This window comes from Shinella sp. 838 (assembly GCF_029623935.1).
In the GTDB taxonomy this organism is placed as follows: Bacteria; Pseudomonadota; Alphaproteobacteria; order Rhizobiales; family Rhizobiaceae; genus Shinella.
The window spans coordinates 300,251-326,208 of sequence record NZ_JARSBQ010000006.1; the positions used below are offsets into that span (position 1 = coordinate 300,251).

Annotated in this window: 25 protein-coding genes; 5 read left to right on the plus strand and 20 right to left on the minus strand. The window is 62.6% G+C overall.

The window, feature by feature from the left end:
* Positions 1 to 11 precede the first annotated feature (11 nt).
* The 11 genes from P9A16_RS19970 to P9A16_RS20020 form a co-directional block, all read right to left on the minus strand.
* Positions 12 to 320: a muconolactone Delta-isomerase gene (locus P9A16_RS19970; RefSeq protein WP_245290276.1), complete on the minus strand. Its 309-nt coding sequence runs from the start codon at positions 318 to 320 to the stop codon at positions 12 to 14.
* The gene (locus P9A16_RS19975) at positions 317 to 1,927 is read right to left on the minus strand and encodes a phytoene desaturase family protein (RefSeq protein WP_023512310.1); all 1,611 of its coding nucleotides are present in this window, start codon (positions 1,925 to 1,927) and stop codon (positions 317 to 319) included. Before P9A16_RS19975 ends, P9A16_RS19970 begins: the two co-directional genes overlap by 4 nt.
* Positions 1,928 to 1,988: 61 nt before the next feature.
* Positions 1,989 to 2,963 carry an ABC transporter substrate-binding protein gene (locus P9A16_RS19980; protein WP_023512309.1) on the minus strand — a complete coding sequence of 325 codons (975 nt, stop codon included), beginning with the start codon at positions 2,961 to 2,963 and terminating at the stop codon, positions 1,989 to 1,991.
* Positions 2,964 to 2,985: 22 nt separating this feature from the next.
* Positions 2,986 to 3,765: an ABC transporter ATP-binding protein gene (locus P9A16_RS19985; RefSeq protein WP_023512308.1), complete on the minus strand. Its 780-nt coding sequence runs from the start codon at positions 3,763 to 3,765 to the stop codon at positions 2,986 to 2,988.
* 10 nt (positions 3,766 to 3,775) lie between these two features.
* On the minus strand, positions 3,776 to 4,591 hold the full coding sequence (locus tag P9A16_RS19990) for an ABC transporter permease (protein WP_023512307.1): 816 nt from the start codon (positions 4,589 to 4,591) through the stop codon (positions 3,776 to 3,778).
* 68 nt (positions 4,592 to 4,659) lie between these two features.
* On the minus strand, positions 4,660 to 5,685 hold the full coding sequence (locus P9A16_RS19995; protein WP_023512306.1) for a dipeptidase: 1,026 nt from the start codon (positions 5,683 to 5,685) through the stop codon (positions 4,660 to 4,662).
* A gap of 23 nt (positions 5,686 to 5,708) precedes the next feature.
* Positions 5,709 to 7,229, minus strand: coding sequence for an aldehyde dehydrogenase family protein (locus tag P9A16_RS20000; protein WP_278025915.1), 1,521 nt, complete (start codon positions 7,227 to 7,229; stop codon positions 5,709 to 5,711).
* Positions 7,230 to 7,240: 11 nt separating this feature from the next.
* Positions 7,241 to 8,188: an ABC transporter permease gene (locus tag P9A16_RS20005; RefSeq protein ID WP_278025916.1), complete on the minus strand. Its 948-nt coding sequence runs from the start codon at positions 8,186 to 8,188 to the stop codon at positions 7,241 to 7,243.
* A 4-nt stretch (positions 8,189 to 8,192) separates the two neighbouring features.
* Entirely contained in the window at positions 8,193 to 9,077 is an 885-nt protein-coding gene (locus P9A16_RS20010) for an ABC transporter permease (RefSeq protein ID WP_023512303.1), read from the minus strand.
* A 26-nt stretch (positions 9,078 to 9,103) separates the two neighbouring features.
* Entirely contained in the window at positions 9,104 to 9,826 is a 723-nt protein-coding gene (locus tag P9A16_RS20015; RefSeq protein WP_278025917.1) for a maleate cis-trans isomerase family protein, read from the minus strand.
* Positions 9,827 to 9,867: 41 nt separating this feature from the next.
* Entirely contained in the window at positions 9,868 to 11,448 is a 1,581-nt protein-coding gene (locus P9A16_RS20020; RefSeq protein ID WP_278025918.1) for an ABC transporter substrate-binding protein, read from the minus strand.
* A 162-nt stretch (positions 11,449 to 11,610) separates the two neighbouring features.
* Here P9A16_RS20020 and P9A16_RS20025 point away from each other — a divergent pair, with 162 nt between their 5' ends.
* Positions 11,611 to 12,582 (plus strand): LysR family transcriptional regulator, encoded by a 972-nt coding sequence (locus P9A16_RS20025; protein ID WP_023512300.1) that lies wholly within the window; start codon positions 11,611 to 11,613, stop codon positions 12,580 to 12,582.
* 513 nt (positions 12,583 to 13,095) lie between these two features.
* Here P9A16_RS20025 and P9A16_RS20030 read toward each other — a convergent pair.
* Positions 13,096 to 13,314, minus strand: a complete 219-nt coding sequence (locus P9A16_RS20030) for a hypothetical protein (RefSeq protein ID WP_037404979.1) — start codon at positions 13,312 to 13,314, stop codon at positions 13,096 to 13,098.
* Between the two features lie 178 nt (positions 13,315 to 13,492).
* Between P9A16_RS20030 and P9A16_RS20035 the strand changes: the two genes are divergently transcribed.
* Positions 13,493 to 13,798: a hypothetical protein gene (locus tag P9A16_RS20035; protein ID WP_023515731.1), complete on the plus strand. Its 306-nt coding sequence runs from the start codon at positions 13,493 to 13,495 to the stop codon at positions 13,796 to 13,798.
* A gap of 127 nt (positions 13,799 to 13,925) precedes the next feature.
* On the opposite strand, the gene P9A16_RS20040 is transcribed toward P9A16_RS20035, so the two are convergent.
* The 7 genes from P9A16_RS20040 to P9A16_RS20070 form a co-directional block, all read right to left on the minus strand.
* The gene (locus P9A16_RS20040) at positions 13,926 to 14,471 is read right to left on the minus strand and encodes a DUF995 domain-containing protein (RefSeq protein ID WP_023515730.1); all 546 of its coding nucleotides are present in this window, start codon (positions 14,469 to 14,471) and stop codon (positions 13,926 to 13,928) included.
* 53 nt (positions 14,472 to 14,524) lie between these two features.
* Positions 14,525 to 15,463 (minus strand): glycoside hydrolase family 26 protein, encoded by a 939-nt coding sequence (locus P9A16_RS20045; protein WP_023515729.1) that lies wholly within the window; start codon positions 15,461 to 15,463, stop codon positions 14,525 to 14,527.
* A gap of 13 nt (positions 15,464 to 15,476) precedes the next feature.
* A complete protein-coding gene (locus tag P9A16_RS20050) occupies positions 15,477 to 16,001 on the minus strand; it encodes a DUF995 domain-containing protein (protein WP_037404977.1) in 525 nt (174 codons plus the stop codon).
* 7 nt (positions 16,002 to 16,008) lie between these two features.
* Positions 16,009 to 17,442 (minus strand): UDP-glucose dehydrogenase family protein, encoded by a 1,434-nt coding sequence (locus tag P9A16_RS20055; RefSeq protein WP_023515727.1) that lies wholly within the window; start codon positions 17,440 to 17,442, stop codon positions 16,009 to 16,011.
* A 3-nt stretch (positions 17,443 to 17,445) separates the two neighbouring features.
* Positions 17,446 to 19,302: a glycosyltransferase family 2 protein gene (locus tag P9A16_RS20060; protein ID WP_024269951.1), complete on the minus strand. Its 1,857-nt coding sequence runs from the start codon at positions 19,300 to 19,302 to the stop codon at positions 17,446 to 17,448.
* Entirely contained in the window at positions 19,299 to 20,285 is a 987-nt protein-coding gene (gene galE, locus P9A16_RS20065; protein ID WP_023516024.1) for a UDP-glucose 4-epimerase GalE, read from the minus strand. Before galE ends, P9A16_RS20060 begins: the two co-directional genes overlap by 4 nt.
* Positions 20,286 to 20,388: 103 nt before the next feature.
* A complete protein-coding gene (locus P9A16_RS20070) occupies positions 20,389 to 21,402 on the minus strand; it encodes a UDP-glucuronic acid decarboxylase family protein (protein ID WP_024269950.1) in 1,014 nt (337 codons plus the stop codon).
* A gap of 604 nt (positions 21,403 to 22,006) precedes the next feature.
* On the opposite strand from P9A16_RS20070, the gene P9A16_RS20075 reads away from it, so the two are divergent.
* A complete protein-coding gene (locus tag P9A16_RS20075) occupies positions 22,007 to 23,140 on the plus strand; it encodes a helix-turn-helix domain-containing protein (protein ID WP_023512716.1) in 1,134 nt (377 codons plus the stop codon).
* Positions 23,141 to 23,268: 128 nt separating this feature from the next.
* Here the strand turns inward: P9A16_RS20075 and P9A16_RS20080 are convergent, their stop codons facing one another.
* Entirely contained in the window at positions 23,269 to 24,177 is a 909-nt protein-coding gene (locus tag P9A16_RS20080) for a glycoside hydrolase family protein (RefSeq protein WP_023512717.1), read from the minus strand.
* Positions 24,178 to 24,422: 245 nt separating this feature from the next.
* Here P9A16_RS20080 and P9A16_RS20085 point away from each other — a divergent pair, with 245 nt between their 5' ends.
* Both P9A16_RS20085 and istA read left to right on the plus strand, forming a co-directional pair.
* Positions 24,423 to 25,220: a hypothetical protein gene (locus P9A16_RS20085; RefSeq protein ID WP_278025920.1), complete on the plus strand. Its 798-nt coding sequence runs from the start codon at positions 24,423 to 24,425 to the stop codon at positions 25,218 to 25,220.
* Positions 25,221 to 25,275: 55 nt separating this feature from the next.
* The coding region (gene istA / locus P9A16_RS20090; RefSeq protein ID WP_278025921.1) for an IS21 family transposase at positions 25,276 to 25,958 on the plus strand (683 nt) is incomplete at its 3' end.

The window sequence follows — 25,958 nt, forward strand, 5'->3', positions numbered from 1 at the left end:
GCTTTTTCCTTTTAGGCGGCGGTGTGGATCGGATCGACCGGATGCTTGGCCAGCGGAAGCACGTCGATATCGTACATCCACGGATTGGCCGGAAGACTGGTGATGATCTCATGCAACTGCGTGGCGTCCGCCGCGCGCCACAGACCCCAGTTCTCGAAGCGGCAGGGCACGCGCCACATGCGCACCAGATGCCCCTCCTTGATCAGTTCGGCAGCGTGGGCGCGCTCGTCGTGGATCACCTTCGCCTTCAATTCCGGATCCATGTCGTCAGACCAGCGAAGCTTGATGTTGACCAGAAATTCCATTGCATGTTCTCTCATGATTTGACGTCCAGATCCTTGATGATGGTGTTTGCGGCGTTGTAGCCGGGGATGCCGGTGACGTAGCCACCCGGCCAAGTTCCGCCACCCGAGAGGTAAAGCCCGGAAAGCGGCGTGCGGTAATCGTGTGCCTTGCGATGCGGACGCGCACCGAAAAGCGCATTCGGCAGCATGTCGCCATGCGTGATGTTCGACTGGACGAGGCCAAGCTCGGCCTCGATCTCGACTGGATTAAAGTAACGAAGACCAACGAGGCGCCGCCGCAGGTCCGGCATGTAGTGCGCAAGCTCGTCGATACAGATATTGGCGAAACGCTCGCCGGCTTCCGGCCAGCTCCCCTCGGAAAGCGTATAGGGTGCGTGCCAGGCGTTGACGCTGAGGAGGTGGCAGCCTGCCGGCGCCATATCCGGCGAGGTCACCGATGGCATCAGGCCCCACATGATCGGCCGCTCGGCCAGTCGCCCCGCCAGTCCGTCCGCGATTGCCCGCTCGATGTAGTCGAGGGACGGCGCGATGCGGAACTGCACCTGTGCCGCCTGCGCCGGATCCACATCTGCCGGAAGGCCGGCATAGCGCGGCACGCCGTCGAGTGCGAGGACCAGTTTGAAGGCAGAACCCCGCATCGGCACCGCAGCGATCTCGCGTCGGGTGTCGGCGCCCACCGCTTCGTCATCCAGCAGCCTGCCGAAAAGCGTCTTCGGATTGATCGCCGACAACACGGCCGTCGCGTAGAATTCATCGCCCTTGACGGTGACGACACCCCGAGCCCGGCCCGATGCATGCAGGATCCGCTCGATCGGCGCATCCTTCAGGATGGTCGCACCATGCGCAATGCAGCAAGCTTCGAGCGCGTCGATGATCGCGCCCATACCGCCGACCGGAAGGCCCGTCGAGCCCCGGAGCGCCGCACGTCGCGGGTCGTCTTCGTCCAGCGCTGCATAGGACGCGAGCGAGATCGGCCGCATCATCAGACCCACGGCCGAACCGGGTGCGGACGGCGGTGTCAGCGTCGCATTGAGCGCCAGCATGCCGAGCAACGCCTTGGCCTCTTCCGATTGCAGCCGTTCGTCGAGCAGCTGGCGCAGGCTGCCGCACATCACGCGGTCGAAGAGACCAGCGAGATGGCGGGGCACGTCGCGGGCGGCGCGAACCAGATCGGGAGACGGCGCGAACATCGATGCGCCCAGATGCCGCCCGAGTTCTTCGAGATCGGACAGGAGGCCGAAATAGCGCTCCGCTTCACCCGGCGCATAGGCGTCGAACTGCGCCGCCAGCCGGTCCCTGTCGCGCCAGCCGATAAAGGCGCCGCGCGGAAACGGATGCACGACCGTCGGATCGGTGCGAATGAATTTCAGGCCGAAATGCTCCAACTGCAGCTCGGCAATGAAGCGCGGCTCGAAACTGCCGGGCGAGTTGGTGAAGGCGCAGCGATAGCCCGGCAGGAACTCGAAGGTTCCGCAGGGGCCTCCGAGCGTCGGCCGCGCCTCGATCAGCAGCGGGCGCAGCCCGGCCTTGGCGAGATAGGCGGTCGCCACGAGACCGTTGTGCCCTCCCCCCACGACGATGGCGTCGTATGTGCCAGTCGATAAATCGGCGATGTTCGACATGCGATTTCCAGTTTGCTTGCGATAGAGGGCGGGTGGGCAAGCCGCCCGCGTTCAGTGCGGGCTATTGCGGCAGATGATCGTTGGAGAAGTAGGCGGTCGCCTCCTTCTTGCCGAGCATCGAGCCGAATTCGGCGAGCGTCTTGTTCATCGCCTCCCAGTCCGCCTCGGCCATCCAGCCGAGCGGCTTGCCCGCGCTCTCCTTGGTGTGGAGCGAAGCCTCATAGGCATCGAGCACGCTGCGGTGGAACTCGGCCGGCTGGGTGTTGCCGGAAACCTTGAGGAAGATTTCGACGGCCTCGTCCTTGTGGGCGAAGGTGTATTCCATGCCCTTCCTCGTCGCGGCGAGGAAGCGCTTCACGATGTCCGGGTTCTGCGCCAGATACTCATTGTTGACGACGATGCCGAAGCCGAGATTGGTTACGCCCCAATCGGCATATTTCAGCACCGAAACCGCCTTGCCCTGCGCCTTGAGCTGCGGGGCGTAGAAGTAGTCGTCGCCGCTGATGCAATCGAGCTGGCCGGAAGCGATACCGGCGAACTTCGCGTCGCCGGGCATGTTGACGAGCGAGATGTCGGTCAGTTCAAGGCCGTTGGCCTTGAGGAAGGCGGGCAGGATCTGGCCGTCGGAGCCGGTCGGCGTGGAACCGATGCGCTTGCCCTTCACATCGGCCGGCGTCTTGATGGACGGATCGGCGCAGATCAGCGAGATCGGGCCCTGCTGCCACCAGCCGGCAACGGCAGTGATCGGCACGCCCGCGGAAACCGACTGGGCGACGGTTGAAAGGTTGGCATGGCCGATCGGGTCGGCATTTTCGCCGACCACCATGGTCGTGGTCTTCGATCCCTGTCCCTGCGCGATCTCCACGTCGAGATCGACCTCGTCGTAGAACCCCTTCTCCTTGGCAAGGATCATCGGCGTCTGCCCCGCCCACCAGCTCCAGTCGAGGCGCAGGCGGATGCTGTCTGCGGCAAGGGCTGTGGTGCTCATCAGGGCAAGGGCCAGAAGCGTGCTGCCCGCCTGCTTGAAATGTCTCATGTTCGGTTCCTTTCTAGGGATCTCAGGCTGCGTCTTCGGCATCGTCACGGATGACGCCCATGCGTTCAAAATGGACGAGGATCTGGTCAACGATCCCGTTGAATTCCGGCGTGCCGCGCACCGAGAGCCGGCGACGGCGTGGCAACGGCACGTCCAGCACCGCTTCGACGCGCCCGGGGCGCGGCGCCATCACCACGATGCGGTCGGACAGGAACACGGCCTCCTGGATCGAGTGCGTGACGAAGACGACGGTCGGTCGCGAGCGCAGCCAGAGCGACTGGAGGTCGACCATCATCTGGTCGCGGGTAAGCGCATCCAGTGCACCGAAAGGCTCGTCCATCAGGAGCAGCGACGGGTCGTGAACAAGCGCGCGGCAGACGCTGACACGCTGGCTCATGCCGCCCGAGAGCTGGTGCGGATAGGCGTTCTCGAAGCCGGCAAGACCGGCTGCAGCCAGGAGATCCTTCGCCTTGGCACGGTATTCCGCATCCGGCAGCCCGCGTGCCTCCGCCTGCAGGAGGATGTTGTCGATAACGCTGCGCCATTCCAGCAGGACCGGCGACTGGAAGACGAAACCGAGATCCGTTTCCGCCTTGCTCACCGGCCGGCCGCCGATGCGAAGCGTACCCGCGGTCGGGAAGTCGAGGCCGGCGATGATGCGCAACAGCGTGCTCTTGCCGCACCCGCTAGGCCCGACGATGGAGAGGAACTCGCCCGGCTCGATGTCGATGGAGGTCGGTACCAGCGCTTCCAGTCCGGCATAGGACCGCGAGACCTTGTCGATTGTGATGGACTTGCCCATGGCGCGCTCCTCAATGTCCGTCGCGGCGCTGAGAGCGATGCCACGGCATCACGCGCGCCTCGACGAATTGCACGATGGCGAAGCTGACGACCCCGATGAGGACCAGAAGGATGAGGGCGGCGAACATCAGCGCCGTCTGCAACTGTCCGCTGGACAAGAGGATCAGATAACCGAGGCCACGATCCGAGCCGACGAACTCGCCGACGACAGCCCCGACCACGGCGAGCGTCACGCAGACCTTCAGGCCGCCGAAGAGGCTCGGCAGCGCATGCGGCAGATAGATCTTGCGGAACATCTGCGCCTGCGAAAGCCCCATCGTCTTGCCGAGGAAGACCATATCCTGCGGCACGCTCTTGAGACCGACAACACCGCTGATGACGACCGGGAAGAAGGCCATCAGCACGCCGACGACGATGTTGGTGTGCAGGCCGAAGCCGAGCCAGACGAGAATGAGCGGCGCCAGCGCGACCTTCGGCACGGCCTGACTGGTGACGAGCAGCGGATAGACCGCGTCCTCGAACCAGCGGAAGCGTGCGATCAGCACTGCGAGCGGCAGCGCGACGACGATGCTGAACAGAAAGGCGATCAGCGTTTCAAACGCGGTGATGCCCGAATGATAGATCAGCACGGGAAACTGCGAAATCAGCGTGGAGGCCACGGAGCCGGGCGACGGCAGGAGATAGGGCGCGGGCTTTGCGACCGAGACGACGAGCTGCCACAACGCGATGATCACGATCAGCGACAGGAGCGGGTAGACCACGCGGGATATCTTCATGGAAAACCCCACGCCTCCGCTCGCCTGCATTGTCATATCGGTCTGGCTCATCGTGCTCTCCGGTTCAATCCTGGTGGGTGATGGCGGGACGACAGGTGTCTCCCGCCATCACCGCCGTTTCATGCAGCGTCGGCCGTTTTCACCGAGGCGGCTGGAACGAAGCCTTCGCGGAAGAGCTTCAGCCAGTTTCCGCCGACGATCCCGGCAATCTCCTCTCCGGAAAAGCCGCGCTTTTCGAGACCTTCGAGGATGTTCGGGAAATCGACCGGGGACTGGAACCACGAGGGCCACTTGGAGAAGCCCTTGATCGGGATGGCACTCTCGCGCGCCCAGCGGCCGGCGCGCCACCACTTGATCTGGCTTTCCGGCCAGCCGTCGTAGAAATCCGTGCCGAGGCCGACATGGTCGGCACCGACGAGATCGACGGTCCAGGCGACCATGTCGAGGAAGGTGTCGAGCGTGCAGTCCGACCCGTTCTTCATGATCTTCGGATAGTTGCTGAGGCCGATGACGCCGCCGGTCTCGGCGAGACGCTTGATCAGCGCCGTCGACTTGTTGCGGCGATTCAGCTCGATGTCCGTGCCGACGAATTCCTGCGGATTGGCGTGGGTGACGGCGATCGGGCGCGAAGAATATTCGATCGCGTCGAAGCAGGTACGCTCGGTGCAGTGCGAGACGTCCACCACCATGCCGACGCGGTTCATTTCCGCGATGACATTTCGGCCGAAGAATTTCGAAACGCCGGCCTCGTCAGGCTCCCAGCACCCCGAAGCAACCCGGTTCTGGACGTTGTAGGTGAGCTGCGCAATGCGCACGCCGAGCTGGTAGAAGATCTCGATCAGCTCGATATCGTCTTCAAAGGGCGAGGTATCCTGGAAACCGTAGACCACCGCGGTGCGCCCGGAGGCGGCGATGCGCTCGATGTCCTCGCCCGTCGTCGCAAGGGCGATCAGGTCCGCGTTCTGCTCGAGAAGGCGGTTCCATTCGCCGATCACGGTCAGCGTTTCGCGGGCATTCTCCCAGATCGACAGCGTCACGTGCACGCAGCCGACGCCACCGCGCTTCCACTCCTCGAAGCGGGCGCGCTCCGGCTTGTTGTATTGCAGGGCGTCGATCAACAGGGGCTTTCTTGCCGATAGTGTCATCGGATTTCCTTTCCGTTCGAATGTCAGTTTGCGAAGGGGTCGGCCGCCGGGCCGTATTCGACGACGATCGCCTTGACCTGGGAGAACTCGTCCATGGCCTCGACGCCGTTCTCGCGGCCGATACCGGATTGTTTGTAGCCGCCAAAGGGGACACGCAGGTTGATCGCCCGATAGGTGTTGACCCAGACGGTTCCGGCCTGCAGTTGTCGCGAGACGCGGCGCACGCGGCCGACGTCGCGGGTCCAGAAGCCGGCGGCAAGGCCGTATTCCACGCCGTTCGCCATGGAAATCGCCTCGTCTTCCGTCTCGAAACGCTGCACGGTGACGACGGGTCCAAAAATTTCCTCGCGGCAGATCCGCATGTCGCTCGAAACATCGAGAACGATCGTCGGGGCGATCCAGTAGCCATCGATGAGTTCCGGCCCGAGATCGGGCTTCTGACCACCGGAAGCAAGGCGCGCACCCTCTGCCACCGCTTCGTTCACGAAACCGTTGATACGCTCGTACTGTCGCCTGTTCGCGACCGGGCCGATATGCGCCCTTGGCGAGGCAGGATGGCCGAGACGGATACGGCTCACGGAAGCGATGTAGCGCTCGACAAAGCTGTCGTAGATTTCGGCCTGTACAAGGATGCGCGAACCGGCGACGCAGGTCTGACCGCTGCCGGAAAAGGCCCCTTGCGTTGCGGCAATGACGGCACCGTCGATATCGCCATCGGCAAAGACGATATGGGCCGACTTGCCACCCGCCTCGCAGACGAAGCGCTTCATGCCGGCGGCGACCTTTGCACCCAGGACCTTGGCTGTCGCCGTGCTGCCGGTAAAACTCACCATCTGCACACCGGGATGGGTCGCGAGCGCCTCGCTGGCCACCGCATCACCGATCACCACATTGACGATGCCCGCCGGGAAACCTGCTTCCATCGCCAGCTCGGCAAGCGCGATGCTGGAGCCCGGCGCCTCCGCCGGCGGCTTCAGGATCACCGCATTGCCCATGGCAAGCGCCGGCGCCAACTTCCAGGAGCCGAGCGAGAGTGCGCCGTTGAACGGCGTGATGGCGACGACGACACCGAGCGGCTCGCGCACGATGCGGGCGTCTGCGGTGCGCGAGACGGTGCGGAAGACATCGTCATGGGTGTCGAGCGCGCTCGCATAGTAGTCGTACCAGGTGGCCGTCGCCTTCATTTCGGCAGCAGTGGCGGCATGGCTCTTGCCATTGGCAAGGCTTTCCAGCGCACCGAGGCGATCCGCGTTGTCAGCGATCAGCGCACCGAGCTTGCGAAGAAGCAATGCGCGGTCATATCCCGTCATCGACGCCCACGGCTCCGAAACGAAGGCCTTGGCGGCGCTGGCAACGGCAAGCTCGACAGCGTCGTCAGAAACGACGGCACTTGCCCAGACGGCACCGGTCGAGGGGTCATGAAGCGGGATTTTCCGGCCGGCGGGCGCGATTGCAGCGCCGCTGACATAGGAAGTGAAAACGTCCTGTTGGGCGGATGTGGGCATTGTCGGGGTCGGGTCCGTTTGCGGTGTGAGGAGAGACATGGCCGGCTCCTTCACAGTTTGATTTTCGGGTTGAAGTACGAGTAGAGGACGTCGACAGCGAAATTGATGAGCACGAAGGCCAGGGCGAGGATCAGGATGCCGCCCTGGATCAGCGGAATGTCGCGGGTCGAAATCGCCTGGTACATGGCAAGGCCGATGCCGGGCCAGGAGAAGATGGTTTCGGTCAGCACGGCGCCGCTGAGCAGGAAGCCCATCTGCATGCCGATCACCGTGATGATCTGCGGCATCGCGTTCGGCAGCGCATGGCGCAGCACCACACGGGACTCACGCATGCCCTTCGCCCTCGCGGTGCGGACGTAATCGCTGTTGATGACCTCCAGCAGCGAGGAGCGGGTCATGCGGGCGATCGTCGCCAGCGACCAGGCGGCAAGGGTGATCGACGGCAGGATCATATGCGCGGCAAGGCTGAGCATGCCGTCGCCGCCACCGACGCTCTGCATCCCCGCAACCGGCAGGATGCGCAGATAGAGACCGAAGATCATGATGAGCACGAGGCCGAGCCAGAAGGACGGCATCGAATTGAAGAACAGGACAATCACCGACAGCGACTGGTCGCGCAGCGAACCCGGCTTCAGCGCCGCCCAGGTGCCTGCCGCAACGCCGAAGATGGCGGCAAGGATGATGGCGGCGACGGCAAGGAGAGCCGTGTTGCCGAGGCGATCGAGGATGACGGTCGCAACGGGCTGCGCAAAGGTGAAGGACTGACCGAGATCGCCCTGCAGCAGGTTGCCGACATAGATCAGGTATTGAACATAGGCCGGTTCATGCAGCCCCATGCTGAGCCGCAGCGCTTCCTTTGCCTCTTCCGAAGCCGTGGCGCCGAGCAGCATGTCGGCCGGATCGCCGGGGATGATCTTGGCGAGCAGGAAGGTCGCGATCGTGACCCCGATGATCACGGGAACGATCTGGAACGCGCGTCTGAGGGCGAACACGAGCATCGTCTTAGTCCCGCTGCTTGTTGAAACGTGGATCGAGGTAGTCGCGGGCACCATCACCGATGAGGTTGAAGGCGACGGCGAGCACGACGATGGCAAGGCCCGGAATGGTCGCGACATGGGCGGCCGTCGCCAGTGCCGTGCGGCCGCTCGACAGCATCTGACCCCATTCGGGAGCAGGCGGCTGCGGGCCGAGGCCGAGAAAGCTGAGACTCGACGACAGGATGACATTCCGCCCGGTCTGCAGCGTGCCGTAGACGATGGCCGGCCCGAGGATGTTCGGCAGGATGTGCCGGAGCGCGATGCGCCGGGCGCGGAAGCCGAGAGCATGGGAGGCCTCGATGAACACCTCTTCCTTGACCTGCAGCACGGCACCGCGAACGATGCGGCCGAAGGCGGGTACGGTGACAACGACCATCGCGATGATCATCGACGACAGTCCCGGCCCGAGCGCCGCGCTGATGCCAAGCGCCAGAAGGATGCCCGGAAAGGCGAACATGATGTCGAAGAAGCGCATGATCACGGTATCGACGAACCCGCCGATATAGCCGGCGATCATCCCGAGCAGGCCACCGATGGCGAGCGCAATGACCGTCGGCACGATCGCGACCAGCAGCGCATAGCGCGTGCCGTGGATGAGGCGGCTCAGGATGTCGCGCCCGAGCTCATCCGTACCGAGGAGATTCCAGCCGGAGAACACCCCCTTGTAGCGGGCGAGCGGATTGGCCCTCAACGGATCGAAGGGCGATACCCAGTCGGCAAAGATCGCAGCGAAGACGATGACGGCCAGGATGCCAAGGCCGATGGCCAGCGCCGGATTGCCCAGGATGCCGCGAAAGGCTCCTCGCCATTTGCGCGCGGGCCTGACTGTCTGTTCGGTCACGGTCGTCATCGTTCTCTTCCGTCGCGGTTCTGCGGTCAGGCGGCGTACCAGAGCTTGCCGAGGTTCGGGATCTCGTCCTTCAGGCCGACGGCGCGCAGCGCGCGCCACAGTGTGGCCTGGTTGCTCGATACGACGGCTGCACCCGTATCCATTTCCAGATAGGGAAGAATAGGGAAGGTGCGGTAGGTGCCGCAGGAAATCAGGATCGCATCGCATTTGCCGGCGGCCTTGAACGCCTGCTTGCCCAGCCTGTAGGCGCTGTCGGCGTCATGCACGCTTGCATCGAACGGATCGGTGATCTGGAGGCCCAGCATGGAGGCGATCTTGAAGCCCTTTGCTTCCATGAAGGCACCCATCTTCTCGTTGACCTCGTCGGAATAGATCGTCGCAACCGCAATCGAGGTGGCGCCGAGCGCCTTCAACGCATCCATCTGCGCCGCCATCATGGTGATGGCCGGGATGCCGGTTTCCGCTTCGATCTGGGCACAGACCTCCTCGTCGTGGCCGACACCGCGCAGGAACGTGCCTGGTGCACCGCACTGAACGATGAGATCCACCTTGGCGGTCGCGAGCTGGCGCGAGGCTTCCAGCACCTGCGACATCATCACCTTCAGGCCTTCCTCATCGACCCGCGGCACGATGGTCCGGGCGTCGGCGAAGGCAACGCCGACAGGCGCAACCGACCGCCATTCTTCGGCCCCCTCGATCGCCGTCGCCGGCCTCATCTGCCCGATGCGCGCGCGCCAACCTAACATCATCTGCGTATTCTCCTCTTTCAGATCCCAATCAAAACAGCAGGTTACTTTACCTGAATGCGGGGGTAGTCGATGAAGACGGATCTTGCCGGCAGGATGCCGCCGACACGGGCGCTCAGCACGCGCGGCAGGCGATCCTGATAGAGGAAGATCCATGGGCTATCGTCGGCGATGCGTTCGGCCGCCTGCCGATAGAGGTCGAGGCGTTTGGCCTCGTCGCTCTCGCCACGCGCCTCGGCGAAGCGCTGGTCGGCCTCGGCATTGGTGAACCAGCCGCGATTGACGCCGCGGGGCGGCTGCTGGTCGCCGGCGAACATGCGCTCCAGCCAGTAGGCACTGTCGGCGCCTGTCGTCCAGCCATTGAACGAGCCCTGGACGTCATCCTTGTAGCCCGGCCCCTCGGTCGAAACGAGCGTCGCGAATTCGAGGAACTGCGGCTCCAGCGTGATGCCGACCTCGCCGAGGTCCTGTTGCAGGAGCGTGACAACCTCGGAGGCCTGCCCGAAACCGGGGCCGCTGTTCGGCGCCATCAGCTTGATGGTGACGCCGGTGGAAAAACCGGCTTCGGCCAGCAGCGCCTTCGCCTTTTCCGGATCATAGACATAGATGGATCCGGTCGTGCCCGGCAGTTCGTTGCCCGAGGGAACCGGACCGCCGAGCGGCGTGACCTGCCCGTTGAGCAGGGCCGCCAGATTGTCGCGGTTGACGGCGTAGTTCAGCGCCTGCCGGAACAACTTGTTGTCCGTATATTGTGCCTTGGTGTTGAGCCGCACGAAATACTGGTTCGCCGGCTCGGGATACTGGATCTGCAGGCTCGGGTCGACGGAAAGCTGGGCGATCTGCTGCGAGCTTGCGCTCGGGATGATGTCCACCTGGCCGGTCTGCATGGCGATCGCCATGGCGGTCGGGTCGGTCACAGGTCTGAAGATGAGGGTATCGACGGCGGCCGCACCGCCCCAATAGGCCTCGTTCCGTTTCAGATCGAGCTGCTGTCCCTGCTGAAAGGCCTCCAGCCGGAACGGCCCGGTTCCGACAGGGTTCAAGCCCATCGCATCGCCCTTGTGAGCCGCCATCGCGGCCGGACTGATGATGCCGGAGCGGCGGTCGCTGAGAAGGCGCAACAGACCCGAAAACGGCTCCTTCACCTTGATCTCGAAGGTCTGCGCATCGATCGCCGCCGTGCCGGCGATCCAGCGGGTGAGGAAGGTCATGTTGCCGGCGGCACGCTCGTCATAGGCCGGCGACGCCTTGTCCATGATCCTGGCGAAATTGGCCTGGACGGCGTCCGCATTGAAATCCGTGCCATCGTGGAACTTGACGCCGGAGCGCAACGCAAACCGGTAGACCAGGCCATCGTCGCTCACGGTCCAGCTTTCGGCGAGGCTGCCCTTCAGCGCCGGTGCCGTATCGGTCACGACCGACAGATCCTCCCGCACGAGCGGATCGTAGATCGCGTCGATCACCCGAAGACCGGGCGTGCCGGTCATGCGGTGCGGATCCAGCGGCGGTATGGCGCCTTCGGAACCGATGACAACCGTCTGCGCCAGCGCGGAAGCCGGAGCCACGAGGGCGGAACTGGCGACAAGGCAAGCGAAAGCCGCCGCCAGATGGCGTTTCGTCAACATATTCAACATCCTGTTCCCCTTGTTGGTTGGGTTTATTCCGCGCCGAGGATGAATGGCTGCGACCCGTGACCATCATTAAAGGCGCCAGGATTCGATAAATCAAATTGAAAAACTTTCGGGATTGATCACAATGAACTATAAATAAACGTCTGGAGATATTCGATGGTCGGCCCACAACCCCAGGCTCTGCCCTCCCCGTCCTACACCGCGACCATCCGCCACCTTCGGGCGTTTCTCAGCGTCGCGAAGCATCGCAGTTTCACGCGCGCAGCAACGGAGTTGCATCTGTCGCAACCGTCGCTGACGATGACGATCCAGCAGCTGGAAGACATCGTCGGAGGGACGCTGTTCGACCGGACGACGCGCAACGTCATCCTGACCCAGGAAGGAACCGATCTCTTCCCGGTGGCCGAACGTGTCGTCGACGATTTCGACCTGGCGATCCGCAACATCCGGCTGACGGCCTCGAGCCGAAACAGCTGCATCCGCGTCGGTGTGGTCAGCTCGATCGCAACCAAGATCATGCCCCGCATCCTGGAGGCGTTTCTCGCCTCCCGGCCGGGACTTCGCGTCCAGCTTCGCGAGGGAAACTCGAACGACGTGCGCCGTCTCGTGCGGCGCAACGAGGTGGATATCGGCTTTGCCAGCATGGACGGCCCCGATGCCGAGCTGGTTTTCAAGCCGCTGTTCAAGGACCAGCTCGGCCTCTTCCTTCGCCACACGCATCCCCTGCATGCAACTGCACAAGACGGTGTGCTGCGCTGGGCCGATCTCGCCAACCACAATTTCGTCGGCCTGACGCTGGACACGGCGACCGGCCCGATCCTCTCGCAAATGGAGCACCTTCCCGAGTCCATCCGCGTGCCGAAATACGAGGTATCGACCTATCCGACGCTCTGGGCACTGATCGAAAACGGTCTCGGCATCACCACGGCACCGGCGCTGGCAGCAGAGTTCCTTCCCGACAACCGCATCGCCTTCCTCGGGCTCGTCGAGCCGGTGGCTTGGCGCAGCGTCTACATCGTCACGCGGCTTGGCCGCGCCCTCCCCTCCATGGTGACGGCGTTGGTGAAGACGGTCGAAGCGGAGCTCGCCGTCATTGCCAAAAGCCATTCACGGATCGCAACATTCTAGGAAACCTGTGCGCGGACCGTGCTCGGCACTTGAATTTGCAGTATTTTCACCTGGATGAAGACCATGTGCTGCGGCGGCCGTCATCCTTGTCCACTTGGCGATGCGGCAATGGTTCGATGGGCTGCCATTCTGCGGTTTATCCGGCCGCGGCAATGATCTTCGCGCTCCGTTTCATATTGTAGGGATGGTGGTCAGGCGAATGTGGGTACCGGCCTTGCACTGACCCGGGCTCGCCTCGAGCAGGAGGGTGTCCAGACCAGGAACGGCAAGGCTCCGGCGAAAGCGAACAAGGCAGTGCACCCCGGCGATCCGCTCCGATCGGGAGAAACCGCAGAGCCGCCGAAACGAAGCACGATCACCCACAACCCCGCCCAGCTTCACGTCCGATAGGTCATACGAGCGGAATGACGTGTCAATCGCACCACCAACATATAGAGAGTATGCAGTTTATGCTGTAAATTGCGGCTTAACCGCACGCCTCGTCTTTCACATATAATGCTGGATAAGATTGCCTTATCGGTCATTTTCCACAATAGGGTAAAAACGGCCCGTCTCATCGAGCAGACAGGCAAAAATCGTGGCGCGGCGCGGTTTGCGCCGCCTCCTGGCATGGCCTGCCGGTTCCATCCATGGCGGCTGTTTCCACAGCCCGTGCACCTGCCTGCCCTCGACTTTCCGGCCAGCGTGCTTTATGGGCCGTCGCATCAAGAGAATGCGGATGTTGCCATCCATGTGGTTCCTGCCTTGGCGGGAAACGCCTTTCGGCATCCTGTGCAGATAAGCCTTGCGCCATTTCCAGATGGTAAACACGTCCCGGCCAACGGCTGGAAATGCCCAAACAGCGTATCCGAAATCTTAACACGGATGCGCTACACCTTTCCCGGCCCAGCAAGGGGCACCGGAGATACAGATGACGTTCGATAAGACTCGTTCCCATGCCCTGAAGACCCGCCCGAAATGGACGGCCACCATTGTGCTCGCGATGGCCATGTCGACCGCCCTTGGGGCATGCGCCCAGGCCGGAGACGCCGGTAAGCCGAAGGTTCAGACCAAGTCGGTCTATCTCGTGAAATACTGGGTCGGCAACGAGGTCCGCTACCGCAAGAATCCCCGCGGCCAGGTCATGAAAATTTCGGCGGCCGACTATCTGAACAACAGCCTCTACGTCTGCACGCCGAGCGGCTTTGGCCAGAAGGCGCGCTGCCGCGGCATCTAGGGCATTATCCGACGCCGAAGCGATCTCGCTTCGGCTGGAAATGCTCTTGGCTGGCGGTCCGGCCTCGACGGGCTGACGATGACAAGAAAGCTGCCGGACGGATCGCCCGACAGCTTTTTCGTTGCTGTCAGCGTATGTCCTTGATGCGCGCGACTTCCCTCGACGCCAGATCGCCGCTGATCAGCCGCTGCACTTCATCGTATTTCTGCACGGGATTGTGCCGGAACACATACCATTTCCCGCCGATGGTCGGCTTCTGGTAGATGACGCCGTCCTTCTCGCGATGCAGGAAGCAGTTGATCGCATGGCTGCTGCTGCGCTTGCCGCCCCAACGGGCGTTCATGCACACTTTTCCGCCATCCATCGCATACCAGCTGCCTTCGCCATAATACCGGGCCTTGCCCTCACGAACCCAGCCGGCAAAGCGTTTCGAGTCGGCCGGCAGGAACCAGCGCGTTTCGGACTCGCCGGAGAAATACCCGCCACCGGTTTTCCATTTCCAGGTCCGGCCGGCATACATCCTTTCGAGTTCGCTGGTTTTCATCGGCGTTGCGGCGACGGCACGGGCCGCCGTCGCGTCGACCGTCCGGGGTTTGGATCCGGCGGTCGCCTGGCCTGCTACCAACAGGACAGAGAGTACAGCATTCATGCACAAGAAACGGATCGACACCATTTTACCCTCCGTTCGAACAAAAATTTCCCGCGGGCGAACCCGCACGCTTGAGATCAATTCAGGGGATGATCGGCCACGCGCCATTTCGGCCTCCCGACATTGCGCGGCCAGGGATAGACCTCGAGATCGTTGAAATAGACGACCGCGGTCAGGCCCGGAAATTCCGCATGCGGCTTGTTGGCATCCGCCGCCCAGGCACGCACGTAGTCATTGCTGCCTTCATAGCCGAATTCCGCGATGACGATCGGCTTGCCGAAACCCGCGACACGGTCGTAGCCGGGCTTCGTGCGCTCGACGAATGTCGTGTCGCGCCCGAATTCCAGCTTGTCATAGGGCTGATAGGCGAAGACCGACAGGCCGACGACGTCGACATAGCGGTCACCCGGATAGTAGGCTTCCAGCCCCGGCTCGCCCTTCGGCGACCACATGTATTGCGCCTTCGGCAGGCTCATGCGGCAGACATCGACGACATGCCGGTAGGCCTTCACATAGCCCTCCGGCTTCCAGAAGGCCCAGGTGAACTGGCCGCTCTTGTCGTCCATTTCCTGTGCCCAGCGGATCGTCACGGGGCTCTTCAGCTTGGCCGCCGCCGCGCAGATGCCTGCCATGTTGGTATCGTATTCTCCCGCAAGGATGCCTTTCAGGAGATCGTCCGGGCTGACGCGCCAGTCGCGCGCCCAGGACCACGGCTCGACGCTGATCAGGAGCGAGCGCCCCCGTGCGCGGGCATAGTCGTCGGCGGCCGTGAGGGTCGCCAGATCGACATCCTCCCAGGGGAGGAAGAGGTGCTCGATCTTGGAGTTGGAATCATTGGCGAAATCGCCATGGGGATCGTAGGCACCCAGGGTCAGCGAACCCGTCGATATCACGGGGCGCTTGTCGTTGAAGCGCGTGTCGGTACTGGCCCCCGACACGTCGCCGGTCGCAAGGACGCTGCCGGACATGGCAACGCTGCCGAGCAGAACCACAGCCAGTTTCAAGAAATTTTGCATAACTTCTCCTCCCTCACTGTTCGGTTGACGGAGCTACGCCGAGCGCAGCTTGAATGGCGTCACGCTGCTGGGAGACCAGATCGGCGGCAACCAGCTTGCTGGCCTCATCACCCTTTTGGGGAATGGCATGGCGGAAGACATACCACTGCCCGTCGGGTTCACGTTTCTGATAGATCGTGCCCGCGGCGATCCGGTGGGAAAAACAGGACTTGATCGGCGCCGACCCTTCCTGCGTATGCCACGTCGCCTTGAGGCACAGGAGGCCGGTATCGGTGATGGCCCAGCGTCCTTCTGCCCAGGAGTTCCACTTCTCGCCGCGGACCCAGGCGCTGAACTGCCGGTCCGCCTCCCGCATCAGCCCCGCGCCGTTTTCCCATTGCCAGCTCTTGTCGCGGTAGAGCGTGTAGAGCTCCAGCGCCGTCATCGGACGGGCATCCGAGGGAATTGCGACGTTTTCGGCCCGGGCCGCCCCCGCAAGCAGGGATGCCGCCATGGCGAGCACCGCCAGCCTTCGGAACCGGCGCGGTTTCTGCTGCATTGTCGATTCATCTATGGTCAATGGAGCCTCCTGCGCTTTGGGGTTGGACATTCTCCGCCTTCCGGGCGAAGACGGCATGGCCCGGCACCTGGGAGTGGCCGGTCGCGGTATGCGCTTCGTAGCGATTCGCCGTCGAACGGCGGCCGATGGCCGAGACCCGGAAGCCTGCCTGTTCCGCCCTTGCGGGGTCGAACGCGTTGCGAAGGTCGACCAGAACGCCCTGGCGCATGATCCGCCGGAGACGCATAAGATCGAGATTGCGGATATCGTCCCACTCCGTCACGACGACCACGGCATCCGCATCGCGGGCGCATTCATAGGCGTCCGTATGGAGGTCGACATCCGACAAGACCCGCCGGGCATTTTCGGTTCCGACCGGGTCATAGGCCCGGATATGCGCGCCGAAACGCTGCAGCGTCTCGATGAGCGGGACGGCGGGGGCCTCGCGCATGTCGTCCGTATCGGGCTTGAAGGTCAGGCCCAGCACCGCGATGGTCAGTCCCTCGACGTCGCCGTCCAGGGCGTCGGTCACCTTGAGGGCCATCCGGCGCTTGCGCGCCTCGTTGGCCGTCACGGTCTCCTCGACGATGCGCAGGGGAACGCCATAGTCCTGGGCGGTCCGCAGCAGCGCCATTGTGTCCTTCGGGAAGCAGGAGCCGCCATAGCCCGGCCCGGCATTCAGGAAACTCGTCCCGATCCGCTTGTCGAGCCCGATGCCGACGGCAAGCTGGCTGACATCGCTGCCCACCTGCTCGCAAAGATCCGCCAGCTCGTTGATGAAGGTGATCTTGGTCGCCAGGAACGCGTTGGCGGCATATTTTATCAGCTCCGACGTGCGGCGCTGCGTGACGATGATCGGCGTCTTGCGCGCCTTCAGCGGCACCCCGTAGAGTTCCGTCAGACGCGCGCGGGCACGATCGTCCTCGACCCCGACCACAACACGATCGGGCTCGAGGAAATCGCTGATCGCGACACCCTCGCGCAGGAACTCCGGGTTCGATGCGACGGAGAACGTCCCGGCCTCGCGGACCGATCCGATGATCTTCTGCACGATGTCGCCGGTGCCCACGGGAACGGTGGACTTCACGACCACGACCGTATCGTCGTCGATCAGCGGTGCCAGCTCACGCGCCGCCGAGAAGACGAAGGACAGGTCCGCATCGCCGTGGGCGGCGCGCGGCGGCGTGCCGACGGCGATGAGCACCATCGCCGCGCCCTTGACCGCCTCGAGCAGATCGCAGGTGAACGACAGGCGCCCTGCCCCGAAATTGCGCTCGACGAGTTCGTCGAGGCCCGGCTCGTAGATCGGCACGATGCCGTTCTGCAGAGCTGCGATCTTCTGCGCATTCTTGTCGACGCACGCGACCTGATGGCCCCAATTGGCAAAGCAGGCGCCGCTGACCAGTCCGACATAGCCGGTTCCAATAACTGCGATCTTCATCGTCTACAGTCTCCTGTTGCCTTTCACGACCACCGGACGCAGGACGCGCCAGTGGGGATTGAAGATGGTCCTGTGCACGTCATGGCCGCCGACCCCCGCACCGGACACGGAGAAGCGGTTTTCAAAGAGGGCGAAGCTCTCCGTGCCCCAGGCCAGCGACTCGATACCGTCCCGACCGCGCTCCGCCGCTGCGAAGCAGGGCAGCGCCACCAGGGCGGCAAGGCTTGCCGCCATCACCGGCCGGTAGGAACGGGCTGGATAGCGGACCCTGTTCTCGCGGGCGTGCTGAACGACGACCACGACGAGCAGCACCGTGTAGATCGCCGCATTCATGATCGCGAAGATGTAGAAGCCCCGGCTGCTGTCATTGGCCTCCGGAATGAGCAGAACCGGCAGGATGGAAGCGATCGCCATGAAGGCGTAGGGCGCCAGCACGCGCAGCGGCAGGGGATCGACCTCGGACACGCCCTTCGGCGTGATGCGGAAATCGACGAACGAGCCCGTCGACCAGTCGCGCAGCGCCGCAAGCGTGCCCGCCAGCGCCCAGGGCCACCGCGCGAAGAGAAACAGCGTCACCTCGAAACTCAGCACTTTCGCGTCATGCGGCCGGAAGGTGCGCGAGGCGCGCCAGCCATAGGCCAGAAGGATCAAGAGGGCCGCCTGGGGCAGGTAATGGCCGAGGAAGTCGAGATAGGTGACCGTGACGAAATTGATCCCCGTCACCAGCGCGACGATCGGCAGGAGGAACATCAGCGCCATGAAGAGCGAGAGCAGCGGATACCAGAACTGTGCGAACATGAACTGGAATCTCAGGCGAAACGGCAGCGTGCGGCACAGTTTCGGCGAATATTGCAGGAGGATCATCATGAGGCTGCGCGACCACTGGAATTCCTGCGTCACGAGGTCGGCAAAGGTGCTCGGTCCGTCGCCATAGGCAATGGCATCGAGCGCATGCACCCCGCGCCATCCATGGGCGTTCATCATCATCGTGGTGGAATGGTCCTCGGCAAGCTCCGGGCCGAGGCCGCCGATCTCCTTCAGCGCCCTGGTGCGCACCGCATAGTGCGAGCCGAAGCAGAGCGGGGCGAAGCCGTTGTTATAGCCGGCCTGCAAGGCGCCATGCATGCAGGCTTCCGCATAGAGGCGGCCGCGGGCCGCCCAGCTTCCTGCCGCATTGCGGCTGCAGATGCTCGGCGCGGAAACGTAGCCCACACCCGCATCGGCAAAGGGCCGCAGCATCTCGAAGAGATAACCGGGCGCCGGCACGTGATCGGCATCAAGCTGCACGACGAAATCGTAGCGGTCATAGCCGTACTGATCGTAGAAGAAGGCGAGGTTGCCTTCCTTGCAGCGCGTGCGCCGCGGCCAGACCTTGCGGTGATACTCCTCCCTCCCCTTCCGGGTCGAGACAAAGACGCCATTGCGGCGGCACCATTCGAGCGTCTCGGGGGTCGGATCTTCGTCGGCGAGCCAGGTATCGTGCGGCACCTCCTGGGCGAGCATGGCGCTCAGGGTTTCGGCAAGCAGCGAGAAGGGCTCGGAAGGCGCCTTCGTCACCACCATCGCCACGCGGCTGCCGCGCGGCAGCCTCAGCGGCCCGTTCGGCCGGCAGGCGCGGAAGGACAGAAAGACGAAGTAGGCCGGCAGCAGGGTGCCCCAGGCGAGGATCCCCGTCACCACGATCGACCCCATCCAGGAGGCATGATGGGCCGGCTGCAGCCACCAGATCCAGAAAACGCCGAGCGCGACAACCCAAAGGCCCATGCCGACGAGAAATCCCACCCGCTGCCAGCCGGTGAAGACCGGCACCATCAGGGGGACATCGCGGCTCCGGCTGCGGCCTCTCCGACGCCTCTTCATGCCCGCACCTCCAGGCCGAAGAACGGAGCGGCCGTGCGGATGATGGTATCGAGATCGGAATAGACGGCGCGGAAGCCCAGCGTCTCCGCCGCAAGCGCAGGATCGGCATAGAGCGCCGGAGGATCGCCGGCGCGGCGCGGGCGCAGCACGATGGGTACCGCGCGCCCCGTCAAGCGCCGGATGGATTCCAGGATCTCCCTGATCGAGGTGCCGCGCCCCGTGCCGAGATTGACGGCCAGGTTGCCGCCGCCGCCGAGCAGATACTCGACCGCCAGCACATGCGCGCGGGCGAGATCGCCCACATGGATATAGTCGCGGATGCAGGTGCCATCCGGCGTGTCGTAGTCGTCGCCATAGACCTCCAGCACATCGATGCTGCCGGCGGCGGCCATCATGGCACGCGGGATGAGGTGCGTTTCCGGATCGTGCGCTTCGCCGAGCTCACCATCGATATCCGCGCCGGAAGCGTTGAAATAGCGCAGCGCCACATAGTGCAGATCGTAGGCCGCCGCATAATCGGCCAGCATCTGCTCTGCGATCAGCTTCGTGCGGCCATAGGGATTGATCGGGCGCTGGCTTGCCCCCTCGCGGATCGGCAGGCTGTCAGGGACACCGTAGGTCGCGCAGCTCGAGGAAAAAATGAGGTTGCGCACCCCTGCAAGCCGGCAGGCCTCCAGCAGGGACAGGGTGCCGCTGACATTGTTGCGGTAGTATTTCGCCGGGTCCACGACGGATTCGCCGACATAGGCCGAAGCCGCGAAATGGATCACGGCGACCGGCTTGTCCTCATCGATCGCGGCGCCGAGCCTCTGCGTATCGAGGATATCGCCTTCGACGAGACGTCCCCAGCGCACGGCCTCCCGGTTGCCGGTCGACAGATTGTCGTAGACGACAGGCTCGAAACCCTGCGCACTCAACAGCTTTGCCGTATTGCTTCCGATGAAGCCGGCGCCACCGACGACAAGTACCTTTTTCCTGTCCATTGCCAGTGCCTTCTCGACGGCACGCGACGGCCCACGCCCCCGGCCATGCGCGGGAGTGATAGCGTCACTGCGGATGTGGTTCGGTTCAGATTGCCCGCCGTATCTACGCGACGACGGCGAATTCCTTGGCGGGAGGAGCCAACTGATGCTCGAAATAGGCGATCGTCGCCTTCAGGCCTTCCGCAAGCGCCACCGTCGGCGCCCATCCGAGCCCCCGCTCGGCCATGGTGATGTCGGGCTTACGCTGGTGCGGGTCGTCGACCGGCAACGGGCGATACACGATCCTGGAGGACGACCCCGTCATGGCGACAACCTGCTCGGCCAGTTGCTTGACGGTGAATTCGCCGGGATTGCCGATATTGACCGGCGTGTGGATCGGGGCCGGACTGTTCATCAGCCGGTAGAAGCCTTCGATCAGGTCATCGACATAACAGAAGGAGCGGGTCTGGGAGCCATCACCATAGACGGTGATATCCTCGCCCTTCAGCGCCTGAACGATGAAGTTGGAGACGACGCGGCCATCGTCGGCCCGCATCCGCGGGCCATAGGTGTTGAAGATGCGCACGATGCGGATATCGACACCGTACTGCTGGTGGAAGCTGTAGAACAGCGTCTCGGCAGACCGCTTGCCCTCGTCGTAGCAGGCGCGCGGGCCGAAGGAATTGACGTTCCCCCAGTAGCTCTCGGGCTGCGGATGCACATGGGGGTCGCCATAGACCTCCGACGTGGACGCCTGGAAGATCCGCGCCTTGTGATGGGCGGCGAGCTCGAGAAGATTGAGCGCGCCCAGCACGCTGGTCATCATCGTATGGACCGGATCGGCCTGATAATGCGGCGGCGAGGCGGGACAGGCGAGGTTGTAGATTTCATCGACCGCAACGTCTATCGGCTCGACAATATCATGGCGAACGAAGCTGAATGTGTCGTAGCGCAACAGGTGGCGCAGATTATCCATGCGGCCCGTAGAGAAATTGTCCAGGCAAATGACGGTGTTTCCGTCTTTCAGCAGGCGCTCACAAAGATGTGATCCGAGGAATCCGGCACCACCAGCCACAAGAATACGCCGGTTGACTTTTAATTTCGGGGTGAAAGTGAAAGATTTATATGGCTTACCCACAGCATACTCCAATACAAAGGGGCAACCTCAGCAAATACAGATCAGTATCTGCGCGACTTTCATGCTTTATTAACTCTTTTCCTGTTATAGGATATTCAAATATAGTGGCGCAATATCAGCGAATCCGAAAACTTTCCAATTTATCCATTCTTTTGAGATGAGATTCTTTCTCCACTTTCGGAAAATCAGGCTGGATATATACCCAGTTCATTTGAGTGGATTTTGTACCGGAGCGGGAATGAGCCCGAAAAACTGCGGAAACTGCGTCGGGTTCGCAAGAATGCCTCGAATTTAAGAATGCCCTAAATGAATAGAGGGAGATCCGCAGACAGGATCGCATGAGAACCAAGCGGGGAAGTCATTTTTCACAGGTCAGAAAGCACAAAAATAGTACTATTGAGGGGTTCTAAATTTCCGGTTATACATGGTTGTGCACGACGAAAAGCACACCCGGATTTATCGCTACTGAAGACAGATTGCCGTTACTTCAATGCTCTCTCCGCAACAGACGCCCCTAAAAGCGTACGGAGAGCCGAACACGAACCGCTGTAGGCCGGTTGGAGCACAAGCACCCCAACAGGTTGGGGTAAGCAGGGTCAGAGCAATGGTTGACACTCGGTCAGGGCCGGATTTTGTCGAACGCAGGCGCTTTGCGCGCGTAACGCAGCCTCCGCTCGGCGTCGAGGAAGCACAGAATGGCGTGCTGTCCCCGCTGGATTTCACAACCGGCGACCTGCCGCCGCCCCAGCAGTTCGCCGCCTGGCAGGACTACATCTCCCCCCTGCTCGACGTGCATCTGCCCGAAAATGTCTATCCCGAGGATGGGTTTTCCGCCCAGCAGAGCGTGTGGAACCTTGGCGGCATGCTGATGATCCAGCACAGCAGCCCGGCCGTCGGCTACGCGCGCCTGCCCGAAAAGGTCCGGTTGAGCCCCCTCGATCATTGGCACATCATTTTTCTGCATTCAGGCCAGAGCTGGACGGAGGTCGATGGCCGGGTTGCCAGGAACGAGCCGGGGCTGGTGGAAATCCGCTCGCTTGGCCGCCCGTTCCGCGGGCGCAAGCTGGCCACGGAATCGATCGGCCTGATCGCCCCCGTCGATCTGTTTTCCGATCACGGAGGTCTGCCGGCAGCCAGCAACAATGTCGTGCTCGGCGGCCACCGGGTCCGGCTGCTGGCGGATTATGTCGCCAGCGTCGAGGCCAATCTGCGCTTCCTCACGCATGACGACCTCAACAACGTCAAGGAACGCCTGCGCGAAATGGTGTTCGAGGCGGTAACACCGCTGGTGGAACGCAACGCCGGCGGGGATCAGGTTTCGGACATGGGGCTGATGGCGCGCGCAAGACGTTTCATCGCGGGCAATATCGCCTCGCCCGATCTGACCGCCGAAGCACTCTGCAAGCAGCTGGCAATCTCCCGGACCCGGCTCTACGAGCTGTTCGAAACGTCGGGGGGCGTTGCCAACTACATCCGCCGCCGCCGCCTGCTGGCGGCCCACGCCATGCTGTCGGACCCGTCCGACACCCGCAAGGTTGCCGAGATCGGCGCCGCGATCGGCATCGATTCCCCGGCAAATTTCAGCCGTGCCTTCACGCAGCAGTTCGGCTACAGCCCCAGCAACATCTACAAGCACACGCAGGATCACAGGCCTGTGCTGGCCAAGGGGCATGCGGGCAAGGACGGTGGACGACCGGAAACCTTCGAAGGCATGCTGCGCACGCTGGGTCTCTTCTGAGAGGCGCCGGAGGACGGCGACCAGCGTCTGGAGCCAGTCAGCTTCATACCGAACCTGACTGACTCCAGAGTTCTTTGTTTCCGTTTGTCTTGTCAGGAAAACCGGGTTCCACTTTTCCCTGACAAACTCTAGAGCAAAAGATCGTAGAACGCCTTGCCGACCTTCGTCAGGTCGCCATCGGCGTCCAGCAGCTGCGTGTTGATGTGCCAGCCGTCGCCGCCGTCATAGGCCCCGAACCAGGCATGGCGCTTGACGAAGTCGAGGCTGTCCATCATGCGCGTCGCGGCATCGGCGAAAGCGGCGATCTGCTTGGTGCTGAAGCGGTCGGGATTGTCCCAGTCCACCAGGGCCCATTCCGTCACCCAGACCGGCTTGTCATAGGCCTTCTGAACGTTTTTCAGGAATTTCTTGAATTCCCCGATGCTCGGATTTTCCGAGTAGTAGTGGACGGCGATGAAATCGACGTCATACCCCTTCTTGTCCGCAAGGTTCATGAACTTGCCGAGCCAGGAGTTCTTGCCCAGGGTCTCGGGCGTCGTGACGGCGGGCGAGCCGAGCGTGAGGCCGGTCTTCATCAGTTTCGGCCAGAGCTTTATCGCCTCCGCCACCGTCAGGTTCGACTGGTCCTTGTTGTCGGGCTCGTTGAAGCCGAGCAGATAACCCGATTTCGTGTCCTTCAGCGCCTTGATGTTCGTGGTGCTGAGGTCCGTCTTGCCCCAGATCATCGGCACGAACCGCGCGTCGGCAAGCCCCTGTGCGTGTCCCTTGCCCTGCGGCGTGGACAGGGGATCGGGCCGCCAGTTCGTGTACCAGCCGAAATCGAAGATATCGAGATCGCTGAAGGCGCTCGCGTCGGAATCGATCTCCCAGGTGCCGATACCAACCTTGCCAGGATTCTTCAGGGACACCGTGCCACCGACCTTCGCCGCGCCATGATCGAGCGACGCTTCCGAGAATTCCGAATGCCACGCCTCCTCCCGGTTGCTCCGGAAGATGAAGTTGTCTTCCAGGAACGGACGCTGATCGAGGCGGAGCAATCCGCTTCGTTCCAACCAGTCACTTACCGTCAAAGCGCGCTGCACGTGCTCCCCACCGAGGCCAGGACCCCGGGATTCCGAGATCTACAGGCGTCAAGCGTGGCACAGAAGCGTATATATCCCCGGAATCGATCTGGTTAACACATTGCTAAATTAATAGGGCCGCATGGACCTCATGCCCGCACCGACAAACCATTCTTTTAACTGAACCATGTTAGAGAGCCGCCCAACAATGGAGATCATTCATGGCCGCTCCGTCCGTGGACTATCAATCACGCCCTGGCGGCTACCTCGAAAAGCTGCGCGATCGTGATGCCTGGCTGGCCGTTCTCCTGATCGCAGTTCTTCCAAACGCGCTCTTTATCCTTGCATCGCCATGGCTGATCGTGCGGCGCCTGCCCAGTCCGGCCATCTATCTTGCCGCGGCCGTCCTCTCGCTCGCCCTGCCAAGGCCCTTCAGCTACCTGCTCTTTCTTCTGGCTGCGGCGATCGACGGTTTCGTCATCATATGCCTGATGTTCGACATGCCTTTCGATGTCTCCCTCGCCTCCCTGCGCTTCCTGACGGAAATCGATATCGGCGCGTCCTTCCTGTATGTCGCCGGCACGGTCTGGTTCATCGTCCTTGCCTTGGCGTCCGCCTATTTGATCAACCGCTATCGTGACAGGTTGCGCGCCGCATCGCTCATCCCCTTGATCATCGCGGTCGCGGCGGTCATCTGGATCGACCGAAGCGTCAATCTGTACAAGCCCGGCAAGCCCGCAGCATTCGAGAGCGCAATGCAGCAGGCGAACCTGACGTCGGACATGATCATTCGCAACGACAGAAACGTGCTGCTGGTGCTGGTCGAGGGAATGGGGGCCTTCGCGGATCCGCAAGAGCGCAGCCTGCTTGAAAGCAAGCTGCGTGACGCGGCCGGAAACCGGTTCAAGCTGACACACGGCGTGAACGCGCACTATGGCTCCACCAGCGGCGCGATCTCCCGGTGTTGGTTTCCACGCAGAACTGAGCCGGTTAGGCGCATAATTTCCATTGAGAATTGAGCCATGTGAACCTTCCCCCAACGCGGAGAGCGACGGGGGCAACGGAGTGATCCACATGGGACTTTTAAACATCATCCGTCGGATGAAGCTGCGCGAGAAGCTGTCTGTACGCGAGATCAGCCGGCGAACCGGATTGTCGCGCAATACGATCGCAAAGTATCTGAGCGCTGGTACGATCGAGCCGACGTTCACGGTACCGGAAAGACCGAGCAAGCTTGATCCTTTTGCCGACAAACTCTCTGGCTGGCTGAAGACCGAGGCCGGCAGAACGCGCAAGCAGCGCCGGACGTTGAAGCAGCTTCATGCCGATCTGATGGCTCTGGGATTTACCGGCTCCTATGGCCGGGTCGCCGCATTCGCCCGTGAGTGGCGGGTTGAGCAGCAAACGGCTGGCCGCGGCATATTCGTTCCTCTGTCTTTCCGCCCAGGGGAAGCATTCCAATTCGATTGGAGTGAGGATTATGCCGTGATCGGCGGCGAGCGCACGAAGCTTCAGGTCGCGCATATCAAGCTATCGCATAGTCGCGCGTTTCTGGTCCGAGCCTACCTGCTGCAAACGCACGAGATGCTCTTCGACGCCCATTGGCACGGGTTCCGCGTGTTCGGCGGTGTACCTGGTCGCGGCATCTACGACAATCTATGGACGCCTCCCGGGCGAGATGAACATTTGGCGGCACTCGGCATTGGATGCGTGAATCTATCCGGCCTATCGCTGGAGCGATCACGCTCCTGGCCTTG